The organism is Neobacillus drentensis, assembly GCF_036965645.1.
In the GTDB taxonomy this organism is placed as follows: Bacteria; Bacillota; Bacilli; order Bacillales; family Cytobacillaceae; genus Neobacillus; species Neobacillus drentensis_D.
This window is the reverse complement of record NZ_JBALPZ010000155.1, coordinates 1-14,739: the sequence shown is the minus strand read 5'-3', so window position 1 is coordinate 14,739 and position 14,739 is coordinate 1. Positions and strand designations below refer to the sequence as shown.

Sequence of the window (14,739 nt, the reverse complement as noted above, 5' to 3'; positions counted from 1 at the left end):
CATGGTGACAGGCACCTTTATTTATGTTCTTATAGTGTTTATGCTGCTACGTCTCGTTTTTGGAAGACGTAGAAAGCGAGAAACTGGAATAGGGCAAAGTAAATAACTAGCATGATAATCGAGAAGGGAATCGTCATGCCTTCGACTAGTGGTGTTCCTTCAAAGTATTGGATTAAATCTGTGTTGGCAAATAAAACATATTTAGCCCAGTCAAATTTCATTGCAAGAAGAGCTGTAAATTGACCTCCGGTAAATAATAAAAACAAAGAGAGCCCAATCGCGAGTGAACTATTACGAAATACAGCAGAGATCATGAATGCCATGGTTACTAACATAATCATATCAATAGAACTTAAACCGTAATAAACAAGTAAATGGACAACCATATTCTGTTCCGTCACGCGGCCATTATAATAATTTAAATAAGGAACTGCTTTTTCCGGCATACCAAACAAAATCGCACCCAACATACTAGAGAATATAAACATAATCGCCAGCATAAGCAAAGCAAATAATAAAACGGTCACATATTTCGAAAAAAGGATTTTAGTTCGATTAATCGGACGGATTAATAACAGCTTAATGGTCCCCCAGTTGAACTCACTGGCGACTATTCCGGCAGCGATGATAATAATAAATACGCCTGCTAACATAATCAGTTGTGAAGAATCTTTTACAAAAGACCAAACCGAATATTTCTCTTTAGGAGGAATATCATGTTTAATTCGATAATCATTAATGGCTATTTCTTTTTTAAAATACTGCTTCTCCACATCCGTCTGGCTTTTTGACATCTGCTGCTTTAAGGCATTGTTTTCCTCTTGTAAAATTTGCTGCCAATTTTTGTCCTGCTGAACATCCATATTATTATTTTGGGCCTTTATTACAAATGCAACGACGGCCAGAGTTAATACCAAAATAGAGATCATGACCATTGTTCCAGGCCGCTTAAAAATTTTCATCCATTCATTTTTAATTAAATTAACCACGATCAACCGCCTCCTTTTCAGAGGTCACTTCTAGGAACCGATCTTCTAATGTTTTTGCGACTTCCTTTATCCCATAGATGGAGATACCTTCCGCTGCCAGTAATTTTACGAGACTAGGCATTTCCTCTTTGCTTAATTCAACTGTTAAGCCATTTCTTGAATGGTTTGCTTTATGGTTAGGATAATTCACAGCAAAAAGATTCAACGCTTTTTCAGCCGGTATCACTTCCAATTCATAGCTAACGCCGTTACCGTCGTGTACAAATTCACGGACAAGCTGCACATCTACTAACCTGCCATCCTGAATGATTCCGATTCTGTCACACATCATTTCCATTTCAGACAGTAAATGACTAGAAACGATTACGGCCATATTCTTTTCACGGGCCAGCAGGCGGACATAATCACGAATTTCTCTAATCCCGGCAGGGTCTAATCCGTTAGTAGGCTCATCAAGAATTAACACCGCCGGGTCATGTAGTAGACACTGTGCTAATCCTAAACGCTGTCTCATACCGAGCGAATACGTCTTTACTTTGTCATGGATTCGGTCGGATAAACCAACCAATTCTACCGTTTGAGCAATTTTTTCTTTAGAGATTCCTTTCGACATACGGGCATAATGAACCAAGTTTTGATATCCTGTTAAAAATTTATACATTTCAGGATTTTCAACAATCGCCCCGATATGACCCACGGCATTCTCGAATTGAGATTTAATACTAGAACCGCCAATGATGATATCACCCGAGGTAATCCCCATTAAACCAACAATCATCCGTATGGTGGTAGTTTTCCCTGCCCCATTTGGACCTAAGAATCCAAACACTTCCCCTTTATTGACTTGGAAGCTGATTTGGTCAATAATGGTTTTTCCTTTAATGACCTTAGTAACATCTCTTAACTCCACAATTGTCTCCAAGTTCTCTCTCCTCTCTTAAACAAACTTCCTTAACCAAGTTTACCTGAAACTAGCATAAATTTTCTACATTAGTGTGAACAAGGCTGCAGTGAAGGTATCGCTAGGCCCGAGAACTTAAAAAAGCCCTAAACTTGATAGTTTAGAGCTGATTGCTTATTTTTCATCAGCAACACGCTGAATTTTAATGTCTTTTAACAATTCTCTTACAACATAGCTAGCCATAATTAGTCCAGCGGCGGAAGGTACAAAGGCATTGGACGCAGGTGGCATTTGCGCTTTGCGGATCGGCGCGTTTTCATTTCCCACTTCTTTTTTAATGTCTTCACGAATCACAATTGGACTTTCATCAGAAAAGACGACTGGAATACCCTTGTGAATTCGTTCCTTACGAAGTTTTGTGCGAATGACCTTTGCAATCGGGTCTGTATGCGTTTTTGAAATATCTGCAATCCGAAAACGAGTTGGATCCATTTTATTAGCGGCACCCATACTTGAAATAATCGGGATATTTCGTTTTAAGCATTCTTTCATTAAATGAATTTTATAGACAATGGTATCAGAAGCGTCTACTACAAAATCCAATTTATGACTGAAGATTTCTTCATACGTGTCTTCTGTATAAAAGATTTTTAATGGGATCACTTCACAGTCAGGGTTAATATCTTTAATTCGCTCCGTCATGATTTCTACCTTTGGTCTGCCTACTGTGGATAGAAGTGCAATTAGCTGACGGTTGATATTGGTAATATCTACGTCATCTTTATCAATTAAAATTAATCTGCCAACACCGGACCGGGCCAGAGCTTCCGCCGCAAATGAACCGACACCGCCGATTCCTAAAACAGCCACCGTGCTGTTTTTCATAATAGATAATCCTTCTTTACCAATAGCAAGCTCGTTTCGAGAAAATTGATGCAGCATTAGATTCACTCCATATTTATAATCACTTTTATATATTTTTTCACCATAAAAATATATCATACCCTCAAGAAAAGCTCCAGCGCCTGCCTTGGACATGAGCTGAAGCTCGATTATCAGCTTAATGACAAAAGAAACACCTTCCGCCTATGCAGAAGGTGATTGTTTAGAAAATAGAGAAGAGTCCCAATGGTGCCGTCGCTCATGATCCTTCGTTTTGATCCCCGCTACTAGCAGGTGGGTGTCCTGTTTCGCTATTGTAAGTCCCTTTACCGTATAGGTGGGGCATTTACGCATGGCAGAAAACTCTAGACTCCCGAATCAATAATGTTCGGTCAAAACTTCAGGTAACACAACGTGCATTTCAGGACTCTTCTAATTGCTTTCATAATACCATATTTTAAAATGATCTACAAGGATTTATGAAAGCGGATTCCTGCTATTTATTAACATTTAGTGACAAATATAATTCCTTTAATTGTGCCTCAGAAACCTCACCTGGTGCATCTGTTAACAGGCAGCTCGCGCTCGCTGTCTTTGGAAAGGCGATCGTATCACGCAGGTTAGTACTGCCTGCAAGCAGCATAACCAGGCGGTCAAGACCGATAGCAATTCCACCATGTGGAGGTGTTCCATATTCAAAGGCATTTAAGAGGAAGCCAAACTGTTCTTGCGCTTCTTCTGGAGAAAATCCAAGCACACTAAACATTTTTTCTTGAACCGGCCGTTCGAAAATCCGCAGTGATCCACCACCGAGTTCATATCCATTTAAGACAATGTCATAGGCCTGTGCACGGACCTTGGATGGGTCTGTATCTAGTAGTTCTAGATCTTCCCTAAACGGCATTGTAAATGGATGGTGCGCAGCATAATAGCGGCCTTCTTCTTCATCATACTCTAACAGCGGCCAGTCAGTTACCCATAAGAAATTAAACTGGCTTGGGTCAATTAAGCCTAACTCTTTTCCTAGTTTAAGTCTTAATGCACCAAGAGCATCCGCTACAACACTCTTCTTATCGGCAACAAATAATAGTAAATCTCCATCAGTCGCTTCAAGGGTAGCCTTGATTGCTTGTGCATCCTCTTCGTTGAAGAATTTAGCAATAGGCCCTTTTAAGCCTTCAGTATCGACTTTTAACCAAGCAAGGCCTTTTGCACCGTAGACAGCGACAAATTCAGTTAAAGCATCAATATCTTTACGAGAATATTTTTCGGCTCCGCCTTTTACATTAATGGCTTTTACCTGGCCGCCATTTGCAACGGCAGCAGCAAACACCTTAAAACCAGAATCCTTCACAATTTCTGAAAGGTCCACAAGTTCTAATCCAAATCGTGTATCTGGTTTATCTGACCCAAAGCGGCTCATTGCTTCAGCATAAGTCATCCGCGGGAAACTTGCAGGGACTTCCACCCCTTTAACTTCCTTCATCAATCCAGACAACATATTCTCCATCATGCTGATAATGTCTTCTTGGCTTAAGAAGCTGGTTTCAATATCGACTTGGGTAAATTCCGGCTGACGGTCAGCACGCAAGTCCTCATCTCGGAAACAGCGGGCAATTTGATAATATCGTTCAACTCCGCCCACCATAAGTAATTGTTTAAACAACTGTGGTGATTGCGGCAATGCATAGAACTCACCTGGATGGACACGGCTAGGCACTAAATAGTCACGTGCTCCTTCTGGTGTACTTTTTGTTAGAATTGGTGTTTCAATATCTAGGAAACCTTCACTGTCAAGGTAGTTCCGAATATGTCTTGTTACCTGATGGCGCATCTTCAGAGTTTCAAACATAACAGGACGACGGAAATCTAAGTAGCGATACTTTAAACGAATATCCTCTGAAGCATCTGTCCGATCAGTAATCTGAAACGGCGGAGTTTTCGCTTCGTTGATAATCGTTACTTCTTCAGCCTGAACTTCAATTGTTCCTGTTGTTATGTTTTCATTAATGGTTCCTGCTTCACGGCCGACAACAGTTCCAACCACATTCAGAACATACTCATTACGAATTGTTTCTGCAATTTGCAGGGCTTCCTTTGATGTATCTGGATTAAACACTACCTGAACAATTCCCGACCGGTCGCGCAAATCAATAAAGATTAACCCGCCGAGGTCACGGCGTTTTTGAACCCAGCCCTTTAATGTTACCTTCTCACCTACTGCTGATTCTGGAACTTCTCCACAAAAATACGATCTGCCAAACATGTTTATCCCCCTTTTAAGCTTGCAATTCCTGGAATTGTTTAATAAATGTGTTTAGATCTAATTCTACTTGTTCACCTGTAGCCATATTTTTAACATTAATTTTGTTATTTTTAAGCTCATCGTCTCCAAGTATCGCTACGTATTTAGCCTTTAAGCGGTCAGCTGCTTTAAATTGGGCCTTGATTTTCCGGTCCAAGTAATCTCTTTCCGCAGAAAAACCAGCCATTCGAAGCTGCTGTAAAAGTCCGACGGTATAATCCTTTGCTTCTTCCCCAAGTGAAGCTACAAATACGTCGATTCCTTGATTGATTTCAAGATCAATACCTTCCGCATTAAGGGCTGCAATAAACCGCTCAATACTTAAAGCAAAGCCGATACCAGGCGTTTCAGGACCGCCAATTTCTTCTGCAAGCCCGTTATAGCGTCCGCCTCCGCAAAGGGTGGTAATTGCTCCAAAGCCCTCCGCGTTACTCATAATCTCAAATGCAGTATGATTATAATAATCTAAACCGCGGACTAAGTTTGGATCGACTTCAAACGGAATATCAAGCTGCGTTAAATACTGTTGTAATTTTTCAAAATAAGCTTTTGAAAAATCATTCAAATAATCTAAAATCGAAGGCGCCGTTTTCATTAATTCGTGGTCACGGTCCTGCTTACAATCCAGGATCCTGAGCGGATTTTTTTCAAGACGGTTTTGACAGTCATGACAAAACTCCCCAATCCGCGGTTTGAAATGGTTCACGAGCGCTTCACGGTGAGCAGTTCGGCTTTCTTTATCCCCTAAGCTGTTGATAATCAGTTTTAGCTTCTGCAATCCCAATTCTTTATAGAGATTCATGGCTAAAGAAATTACCTCTGCATCAATCGCAGGGTCGTTACTGCCTAATGCCTCCACACCAAATTGAACAAACTGGCGGAATCGGCCTGCCTGCGGGCGTTCATAACGGAACATAGGTCCCATGTAATAAAGCTTTACAGGCTGATTAGCAAGACCAAACATTTTCTTCTCTACAAACGAGCGGACGACTGCCGCTGTTCCTTCAGGTCTTAGCGTTATACTGCGTTTGCCTCTATCTTCGAAGGTGTACATTTCTTTTTGGACAATGTCGGTGCTATCGCCGACTCCTCTAGAAAAAAGATCTGTATGTTCAAAGATTGGTGTACGAATCTCTTGATATTGGTATTTTTCACAAAGTTCTCTTGCTTTTGCTTCAATTAGCTGCCACTTTTCTACTTCACCTGGCAGTATGTCTTGCGTACCTCTTGGGATGCTGATCGACATGGTGAATTACCTCCTTTATAAACATAACGCTTATGTAGATATTGTTAAATAGACGCGAATAAGGGTGCTTGCTTTTTCTGGAAACACAAAAAAACTCCCATCCCTTGTAGTCATACAAGGGACGAGAGTTTTAGTCCCGCGGTGCCACCCTAGTTGAAGAACATGTAAAAACTGCTCTTCCTCTTAAACAGTTAACGCCTGCTACGTTCATCTCCTACTAAAGCAGCTGCTTTTTCAGAGAGAAGCCTACGGAGTGTTCTTTCACTAAGGTACATGTAGAAATGCTTTCAGCCTAAGGCATTTCCTCTCTTTTCATGGATGATCTTAATTACTATGCTCCATCAATGGTTATTCCGAAATATCTTTTATATTTATATAATAATACGTAGCAACAATGGTAATGTCAAGAGACATTTAAGACCTTCCTAAATGTTTTTTTAACTTTCTGACATCGCCCGTTGTTAACCCAAATTCAGATGCAAGCTCAATAGAGTTTGAATGACCCTCTTTTTGAATAAAATCATGAAAATCCACTCCAAAAATACGGCCATCCATTGACTGTATGTTCATTCCCTTTTCACTCGACCTCATAACCAATCACCTCAGTCTTTTTTTCTAGTATTTCCAATCTGGTCAAAAACTTGCATGTTTATGTGATTTTTATGGATTATTTCTAGTGAAATTAGCTGATTTAACCAATTAAGGAATGAATTTCTGGCTTTTTTACGATAAAATAAACAGATAAAGGAGGTTACGATGACAAAAAAGTATACACTGCTCTTATTCACTATTATTCTCGCTTTCGGTACCTTCCTGCCGCAAGAAAGAGGCAATGCCTCAAGTGGTTCGGTTACGATCTCTACGGATACGGTAAATGTCCGCAGCGGCCCAGGATTAAGCTATCCGAACATTTTCACTGTAAAACGGGGTGAACAGTACCAAATTGTAAAAGAAAAAGATGATTGGATTGAGATTAAATTATCGTTAGGCCAAACTGGCTGGGTAGTTAATTGGCTCGTCACGAAGGATGACGAATCCAATTCAGGAACAGAAGAAACAACTACTACCGAAATGGGGAAAGTGAATGCCGATACGATTAACATAAGAGAAGAGCCTTACGTCTCAAGTTCAATTGTCGGAAAACTAACAAATGGGACTGACGTCTCTATTATCTCCAAACAAAATAAATGGCTGAAAATTAATTTTTCTGGTATTAAAGGCTGGGTTAGAGCAGAGTTTATTGACACTCAATCAGAAAATGATAGCCAAAAAGAAAGTGTAACAGGGGCCACTGGAACCGTAACTGCGGATAGTTTAACTGTCCGTTCAGACTCCTCATTAAACTCAAGTATCGTTGGTACTGTTTCACAGGACCAGCAGTTTACTATTTTAGATGAGAAATATAATTGGGTAAAAATAGAGTATGAGTCTGGTAGTTTTGGCTGGGTATCAGGTTTGTTTCTTGAGAAAACAACTGCTTCCACTCAAGAAAAACAAGCATTAAAGACAACTACTGTTACGATTTTACATAACGGGACAAATATTAGAAAAGAAGCAGATGCCCAATCTGAAGTAGTTGCCTTGGGTGACGAGGGAGATCAATTTACGGTTAAAAGTATTGTAAATGACTGGTACGAGATCCAATTAAAAAATGGAACAACAGGCTATGTCGCTGGCTGGATTGTTTCAAACAATGGATCCAATCCGCAAATTCATAAAGGCGGGGCTGAAAGCTACCTTAAAAATAAAACCATTATCCTCGACCCAGGACATGGCGGCGGTGATAATGGAACAACAGGTACGAATGGAACACTAGAAAAAGATTTGACGCTTCGAACCGCACGACTACTATACGGTAAATTAAGAGCGGCCGGAGCCAATGTCTACCTAACTAGAGATACGGATACATTTATTTCCCTGCCATCTCGGGTGTATGCGGCCACGGCCAATAGTGCCGATGCCTTCATCAGCCTGCATTACGATAGCAGCTTAGACCGCAGTTCACGGGGAATGACGGGCTATTATTTTTATGACTATCAAAAAGGACTGGCAGATTCACTTTATACTTCCACCATTGCCCAAACGGATTTAAGCGGCCGCGGAGTAAGATTTGGTGATTTCCATGTCATCCGGGAAAACAGTCAAAAAGCTGCTCTCATTGAACTTGGGTATTTAAGTAACCCGCAAGAAGAAATGACCCTGAACTCAAGTGTGTTTCAAGAAAATGCAGCTTCAGGGCTGTATGATGGCTTGGCGAGGTATTTTAAAAATAACTAACACTAATGGCAAGGCTCTGGGAGGTTTATTCTTCCAGAGCCTTTTTTTTGGCAGGTGGGCCAAATTGTTAATATAATCTAAATTTTTGTTAATATCGATCCTTTTTTCGTTAATATCGGCTCATTTTTTGTTAATAAAAACAAACAACATTTTTGATCCAACAAAAAAAGCCCGGCACGAATGCCAAGGCTGCCTATTTGCTTTCTACAATTAACGTTACAGGGCCATCATTGATTAATTCAACATCCATCATGGCGCCAAACACACCTGTTTCTACGGTAATTCCTTTGTCCCGCAGCATCTGATTAAAGGCTTCATATAAAACCACTGCCTGTTCAGGCCTTGCCGCTTCCATAAAGTTAGGGCGGCGGCCTTTTCGGCAGTCCCCATAAAGGGTGAACTGGGAGACAGAGAGAATTTCACCGCCAACATCCAATAAAGAAAGATTCATTTTCCCATCATGATCGTCAAAGATCCGCAGGTTAGCAATCTTATCCGCTAAATAGACGGCATCCTCATCCTTATCTTCGTGTGTCACCCCAACTAACAGAACAAAGCCTTGCTTAATTTGTCCGGTTATTTCACCAGCGACCGTTACCTTCGCTTCTTTGCTGCGCTGAACTACTATTCTCATGCTAGAAACTCCTTAACTGATAATCCGGCGAACCGAATAAATGTCCGGGATTTGCTTAATGCGTTCCACAACCTTTTGGAGGTGGTTAACATTATGAATAGCAATCGACATAATAATCGTCGCCATTTTATTACGATCAGACTTCCCGGAAACTGCGGAAATATTGGTCTTCGTCTCGCTAACTGCTTGTAGAACCTCATTAAGCAGCCCCTGGCGGTCAAAACCGCTGATTTCGATATCCACATTATACTCTTTACGGTCGTTTAAGGAAGATTCCCACTCAACCGGAATCAATCTATTTTGAGCATCATTGGAATCGATGTTAGGGCAATCAGAACGATGGACCGAGACGCCGCGTCCTTTCGTAATAAAACCGACAATCTCATCACCTGGAACAGGATTACAGCATTTTGACAAGCGAATTAACAAGTTATCGATCCCTTGAACCCGTACACCTGATTCTCGTTTTTTCGTCGAAGGAAATGCCTTTAGATCCGTAATAGCATTGGCAATCGTAGCAGATTGTTCTTTATCCCGCTTTTTCCGTTCTTTTTCCGTTAAGCGATTGGCCACCTGCAAGGCTGTTACGCCATTATATCCGACGGCTGCATACATATCTTCCTCATTGGAAAAATTAAACTTTTCGGCAACCTTTTTAAGATTTTCAGTTGTTAAAATTTCCTTTAGATCAAATTCCATATTTCGGATTTCTTTTTCAACCAGTTCTCGGCCTTTAATGACATTCTCATCACGGCGCTGCTTCTTAAAGAACGCCCGAATCTTGTTCTTGGCTTGTGATGTTTGAGCAAGCTTTAACCAATCTTGGCTTGGTCCGTATGAGTGCTTGGAAGTGAGAATCTCAATGATATCACCAGTCTTTAATTTATAATCAAGCGTGACCATTTTGCCATTCACTTTTGCGCCTATCGTTTTATTGCCAATTTCAGAGTGAATCCGGTAGGCAAAATCAATAGGAACAGAACCAGATGGCAATTCGATGACATCACCCTTAGGAGTAAAAATAAATACCATGTCGGAGAATAAATCAATTTTTAATGACTCCATAAACTCCTCGGCATTCGCCGTATCATTCTGAAACTCAAGGATTTCCCTAAACCAGGTCAGTTTTTGCTCAAAAGTAGAGCTGTCGCTAATCGCTTTTCCTTCTTTATATGCCCAGTGGGCCGCAACCCCAAATTCCGCAATCCGATGCATTTCGTACGTCCGAATTTGTACTTCAAGCGGATCTCCCTTAGGACCAATGACCGTTGTATGTAATGATTGATACATATTCGGCTTCGGCATTGCAATATAGTCCTTGAAGCGGCCCGGCATTGGCTTCCAGCAGGTATGAATAATACCAAGAACCGCATAGCAATCCTTAATGCTATTCACCACAATACGAACGGCAAGTAAATCATAAATTTCACTAAATTGTTTATTTTGCAAAGCCATTTTTCGATAGATGCTGTAAATATGCTTTGGCCGCCCTGACAGCTCAGCTTTAATCGATACTTCACTTAGGCGTCCCTTCACTTCATCCACAACATCATCCAAGTACTGCTCACGTTCCGCCCGCTTCTTTTTCATTAAGTTGACAATCCGGTAATACTGCTGTGGATTCAAATATCTTAATGCGGTATCTTCCAACTCCCATTTGATCTTAGAGATACCAAGACGATGAGCTAAAGGTGCAAAAATTTCAAGTGTCTCATTTGAAATTCGGCGCTGTTTCTCCATAGGAAGATGTTTAAGTGTCCGCATATTATGCAAGCGGTCCGCAAGTTTAATAAGAATGACGCGGATGTCCTGCGCCATCGCCACAAACATCTTTCGATGATTTTCCGCCTGCTGTTCCTCATGAGACTTGTATTTAATTTTCCCTAACTTTGTAACCCCATCAACAAGCATTGCCACTTCGCTGTTAAAAGCCTCTGTAATATCCCCTAAGGTTACATTAGTATCTTCTACAACGTCATGGAGAAAACCAGCCGCCACTGTTGCCGGGTCCATTTCAAGGTCGGCTAAGATTCCGGCAACTTGAATAGGATGGATAATATAGGGCTCTCCCGATTTTCTATATTGTTCACGATGGGCATGTTTTGCGTACTCATAAGCCTTTTTAACTAGTTCTACATGCTCATCATTTAAATACTTTCTGGTCTTGTCGATGACTTGGTCGGCCGTTAACACTTGATCATTCGCCATGAAATCACCTTTATTTTCATCTCATTTTTTATATCAAAGTTTTTATAACTCTATTTTTTGGACAAATTAAAATGTCTATTTATACAAATGTTGTTCTTAAAAAAATAGTTACTAAATTAGAATGATTGTTACTATTATCGAAAAAAATAGCGAAGTTGTAAAGAGATTGTGCTGTTTTTTTACTAAAATACAATATTTTTGTCGTTTTTAAAGGGTTATCGAGCTGATTTCCCTTTGCAAAACACAAAAAAATTTTTTCTTTATATTAAAGAGAGCACTCGTTTCCTGAGTGCCCTCCATTCTCCATTAATAGTGCATTAATGTTAGAACATCGTAGCCGTCTAGTTTACTGCGGCCTTCTAAATAGCTTAATTCTACTAAGAAAGCAATCCCAGCTACCACACCGCCAAGCTGCTCTACCAATTGAATCGTTGCTTCGATTGTTCCTCCTGTTGCCAATAAATCATCTGTGATTAACACCCGTTGTCCCGGTTGAATGGCATCTTTGTGGATGGTGAGAATATCCTTGCCATATTCTAATCCGTAGCTCACTTTGATGGTTTCTCTTGGCAGCTTACCTTCTTTACGGACTGGTGCAAATCCAACTCCTAACGAATAGGCAACTGGGCAGCCAATAATAAAGCCTCGTGCCTCTGGTCCAACAATAATGTCGATCTGCTTTTCTTTTGCATATTCAACAATTTGGTCAGTTGCGTATTTATAAGCTTCACCATCATTCATTAAAGGGGTGATGTCTTTAAATTTAATCCCGGGTTTTGGCCAATCCGGTACGATTGTAATAAATTCTCTTAAATCCATTCTTCAATTGCCTCCTCAGATTCAACCGATCCTTGAATGACTTGATCGAACCAGCCTTTTAATTCTTGAAATGAGGAAAACAACAATTCTCTTTCAAGAGCATACTGGGCCTGTTTTGTTTGATAAGTTTGGGAATCAGTCAGGTCACGCTTTTGCGCTCCAGTTTTTAAAGTAATAAATCCATTGTTTATTGTAACAAAATCCAGTTCAGAAAACACCTTAGACATAAATTTAATTGTTTCATGCGACCAGCCGCGATGTTTCGCAATGGTTTCACCATGAAGTTTTAGATCAATCGGACCCTTTTTTAACAGCAGGGCATAGAACCATTTGAAATGATCGCGCGTTGGAATGGTAGAAAAATAATCACTTTCTTTTTTGTAAAAATAAGCATATATTCTTGCCGGTTCTTTTCCAGCGAACAATCCTTTTAAAAGGTCCTTTGACGGCGGAAAATCCACTAGTGCAATATTAGCTTGGTACCCATCAAACACTTTGGCCTCATCCAAATTTTGAATCAGAATCGTTTCAGACCGAAGTTCTGGTTTTATGATTTCAAGGTGCTCTTTATTGAAAATGATAATTTTTCTGTTTTCAGCTGGTACATTGTTTTGAATTTGAATAGCTCGCTTTTGGCCGCGAAAATCAAATAATTGCCACGAATGAACTGCCACATCCTGTATAAAGATTTGTGGCTTACGTATATTATTCCATTCGTTAATAGATAATTCTCCAATTAAGGAAATTTTCGAGGCAGGTGAAATCTGGTCCACTAAAGGACCTAACCCAAAACCTACACCATCAAGGCTGGCTCCCTCTTCTTTCACTAAAAGCTTAAGATGGTTTTGTTCACTGCCAATTTTTCTCATACTTGTAATGGCCACATTATCTATCAGCACTTTTGGCTTTGGATTATCCATTCCAAAGGGTGCTAAGAGACTAAGTTCGTCTAATGATGACAAGCTAATATCCTCAAGACGAATCTCCTCATCAAGCTGGGTTATTGGAATTAAATTGGCCTCTGATAGCTGCTCTTCCGCAAGAAGGTTGAGCCGATGACGAAGTTCAGCAACGTCCTCAAGTTTCAACGTCATCCCTGCCGCCATTGGATGTCCGCCAAAATGCGGAAGAATTTCTCTACAGGTTGATAAATTTTTAAACAAGTCATATCCAAGGATACTTCTAGCTGACCCCTTAGCAATTCCTTTTTCCGGATCAAAATTTAACACGATGGTCGGTCGATAGAATTTTTCTACAAGCCTGGATGCTACAATTCCAATGACACCTGCATTCCAGCCTTCCTTGCCTATAACGAGAACTTTATTTGTTTCAATGGGAAAGTTTTTTTCAACCTCTTCTATTGCTTCAGACGTAATGGTATTGACAATCTCCTGCCTTGTTTTATTTAAGGCATCCATTTCTTCTGCTAGAGCTTGAGCTTCCTCAGGGTCCTCGGTCAACAACAATTGTACGGCTAAATCGGCATCTTCTAATCTGCCAACTGCATTGATTCTAGGTGCTAGTGTAAAGCCAATTGTTTCTTCATTAATTGACATAAGATCGACGCCCGCAACTTTTAATATGGCCCTGAGACCAATATTTTTTGTTGTCTTTAGTTTTTCCAGGCCTTTTTTAGCTATGATCCGATTTTCACCCTTTAATGATACCAGGTCTGCAATCGTCCCAATTACGGCAATCTCCAATAAGTGCTCAGGCACACTGCCGTATAATGCATGGGCAAGTTTAAAGGCCACTCCTACACCCGCCAGTTCACGAAAAGGATAAGTGCTATCAGGCAGTTTAGGATGAATGATGGCTAATGCTTCCGGTAAAACAGGCCCTGGTTCATGGTGATCGGTTATAATCAGGTCCAGGCCAAGTTCTTTTGCAACCGCTGCTTCATGAACAGCTGCAATTCCTGTATCAACAGTTATTAATAATTTTATACCAGTTTCCGCCGCATGACGGAAGGCAGGTTCGTTCGGTCCATAGCCTTCTGTAAAACGGTTAGGAATATAAAATTGGACGTTAGCCCCTAAATCACGAAGTGTAATCATTAACACCGAGGTGCTGCTTACACCATCTGCATCGTAATCTCCAAAAATAAGAATGGGTTCCTGTCTTTCAATTGCTTCACGGATGCGATTAACGGCCGCTTCCATCCCTTTTAGTAAGAAGGGATCGTGAAACTCATCTTTTCCAAATAAAAAATACCGAGCAGAATCTACGGTATCAAGTCCACGGTTAACTAGTAGTGATGCCACTAACGGTGTAATTTTCAATTCATTAACAAGCATTTGGGCGAGATTATGATCAGAATTGCGAACAATCCATTTTGTTTTTGATTTTAACATTGGTACGTTCACCCCTCAGACTTTCTAATTATACAGGAGCAAAGATAAGCTTTCAATTAAATAAACTAGTCTGTTAATTTCCGATCCAGGCGGCTTCGCTTTCCGCGGGCGTGCCGGAGAGCCT

At 40.5% G+C, this 14,739-nt stretch carries 11 protein-coding genes, 1 other RNA gene and 1 other annotated feature; of the genes, 1 reads left to right on the top strand and 11 read right to left on the bottom strand.

The features are described 5' to 3' along the window. Positions 1-38: 38 nt before the first annotated feature. The 7 genes from V7266_RS25090 to V7266_RS25060 form a co-directional block, all read right to left on the bottom strand. Positions 39-989, bottom strand: coding sequence for an ABC transporter permease (locus V7266_RS25090; RefSeq protein ID WP_335471943.1), 951 nt, complete (start codon positions 987-989; stop codon positions 39-41). Further along, positions 982-1,911: an ABC transporter ATP-binding protein gene (locus tag V7266_RS25085; protein ID WP_335471941.1), complete on the bottom strand. Its 930-nt coding sequence runs from the start codon at positions 1,909-1,911 to the stop codon at positions 982-984. Before V7266_RS25085 ends, V7266_RS25090 begins: the two co-directional genes overlap by 8 nt. A gap of 153 nt (positions 1,912-2,064) precedes the next feature. Further along, on the bottom strand, positions 2,065-2,832 hold the full coding sequence (locus tag V7266_RS25080; protein WP_335471940.1) for a tRNA threonylcarbamoyladenosine dehydratase: 768 nt from the start codon (positions 2,830-2,832) through the stop codon (positions 2,065-2,067). Positions 2,833-3,008: 176 nt separating this feature from the next. Continuing rightward, positions 3,009-3,203: non-coding RNA, 6S RNA (gene ssrS, locus V7266_RS25075), on the bottom strand. A 65-nt stretch (positions 3,204-3,268) separates the two neighbouring features. Further along, a complete protein-coding gene (gene aspS / locus V7266_RS25070; protein ID WP_335471938.1) occupies positions 3,269-5,038 on the bottom strand; it encodes an aspartate--tRNA ligase in 1,770 nt (589 codons plus the stop codon). Between the two features lie 13 nt (positions 5,039-5,051). Then, positions 5,052-6,323 (bottom strand): histidine--tRNA ligase, encoded by a 1,272-nt coding sequence (hisS, locus tag V7266_RS25065; protein WP_335471936.1) that lies wholly within the window; start codon positions 6,321-6,323, stop codon positions 5,052-5,054. A 114-nt stretch (positions 6,324-6,437) separates the two neighbouring features. Beyond that, positions 6,438-6,677, bottom strand: a binding site (T-box leader). Positions 6,678-6,737: 60 nt separating this feature from the next. Then, positions 6,738-6,914 (bottom strand): hypothetical protein, encoded by a 177-nt coding sequence (locus V7266_RS25060; protein WP_335471935.1) that lies wholly within the window; start codon positions 6,912-6,914, stop codon positions 6,738-6,740. Positions 6,915-7,079: 165 nt separating this feature from the next. Between V7266_RS25060 and V7266_RS25055 the strand changes: the two genes are divergently transcribed. Then, positions 7,080-8,600 carry an SH3 domain-containing protein gene (locus V7266_RS25055; RefSeq protein WP_335471934.1) on the top strand — a complete coding sequence of 507 codons (1,521 nt, stop codon included), beginning with the start codon at positions 7,080-7,082 and terminating at the stop codon, positions 8,598-8,600. 193 nt (positions 8,601-8,793) lie between these two features. Here the strand turns inward: V7266_RS25055 and dtd are convergent, their stop codons facing one another. From dtd to recJ, 4 genes are all read right to left on the bottom strand, one after another. After that, positions 8,794-9,234 carry a D-aminoacyl-tRNA deacylase gene (dtd, locus tag V7266_RS25050; RefSeq protein ID WP_335471932.1) on the bottom strand — a complete coding sequence of 147 codons (441 nt, stop codon included), beginning with the start codon at positions 9,232-9,234 and terminating at the stop codon, positions 8,794-8,796. A 12-nt stretch (positions 9,235-9,246) separates the two neighbouring features. Next, positions 9,247-11,442, bottom strand: a complete 2,196-nt coding sequence (locus tag V7266_RS25045; protein ID WP_335471930.1) for a RelA/SpoT family protein — start codon at positions 11,440-11,442, stop codon at positions 9,247-9,249. Between the two features lie 306 nt (positions 11,443-11,748). Continuing rightward, positions 11,749-12,261 carry an adenine phosphoribosyltransferase gene (locus V7266_RS25040; RefSeq protein ID WP_335471929.1) on the bottom strand — a complete coding sequence of 171 codons (513 nt, stop codon included), beginning with the start codon at positions 12,259-12,261 and terminating at the stop codon, positions 11,749-11,751. Further along, the gene (gene recJ, locus V7266_RS25035) at positions 12,252-14,615 is read right to left on the bottom strand and encodes a single-stranded-DNA-specific exonuclease RecJ (RefSeq protein ID WP_335471928.1); all 2,364 of its coding nucleotides are present in this window, start codon (positions 14,613-14,615) and stop codon (positions 12,252-12,254) included. Before recJ ends, V7266_RS25040 begins: the two co-directional genes overlap by 10 nt. Positions 14,616-14,739: the final 124 nt, after the last annotated feature.

Coding starts and splice junctions, on each gene's coding strand:
- V7266_RS25080 (WP_335471940.1), bottom strand. CDS start 2,832: ATGCTGCATCAATTTTCTCGAAACGAGCTTGCTATTGGTAAAGAAGGA.
- aspS (WP_335471938.1), bottom strand. CDS start 5,038: ATGTTTGGCAGATCGTATTTTTGTGGAGAAGTTCCAGAATCAGCAGTA.
- hisS (WP_335471936.1), bottom strand. CDS start 6,323: ATGTCGATCAGCATCCCAAGAGGTACGCAAGACATACTGCCAGGTGAA.
- V7266_RS25060 (WP_335471935.1), bottom strand. CDS start 6,914: ATGAGGTCGAGTGAAAAGGGAATGAACATACAGTCAATGGATGGCCGT.
- V7266_RS25055 (WP_335471934.1), top strand. CDS start 7,080: ATGACAAAAAAGTATACACTGCTCTTATTCACTATTATTCTCGCTTTC.
- dtd (WP_335471932.1), bottom strand. CDS start 9,234: ATGAGAATAGTAGTTCAGCGCAGCAAAGAAGCGAAGGTAACGGTCGCT.
- V7266_RS25045 (WP_335471930.1), bottom strand. CDS start 11,442: ATGGCGAATGATCAAGTGTTAACGGCCGACCAAGTCATCGACAAGACC.
- V7266_RS25040 (WP_335471929.1), bottom strand. CDS start 12,261: ATGGATTTAAGAGAATTTATTACAATCGTACCGGATTGGCCAAAACCC.
- recJ (WP_335471928.1), bottom strand. CDS start 14,615: ATGTTAAAATCAAAAACAAAATGGATTGTTCGCAATTCTGATCATAAT.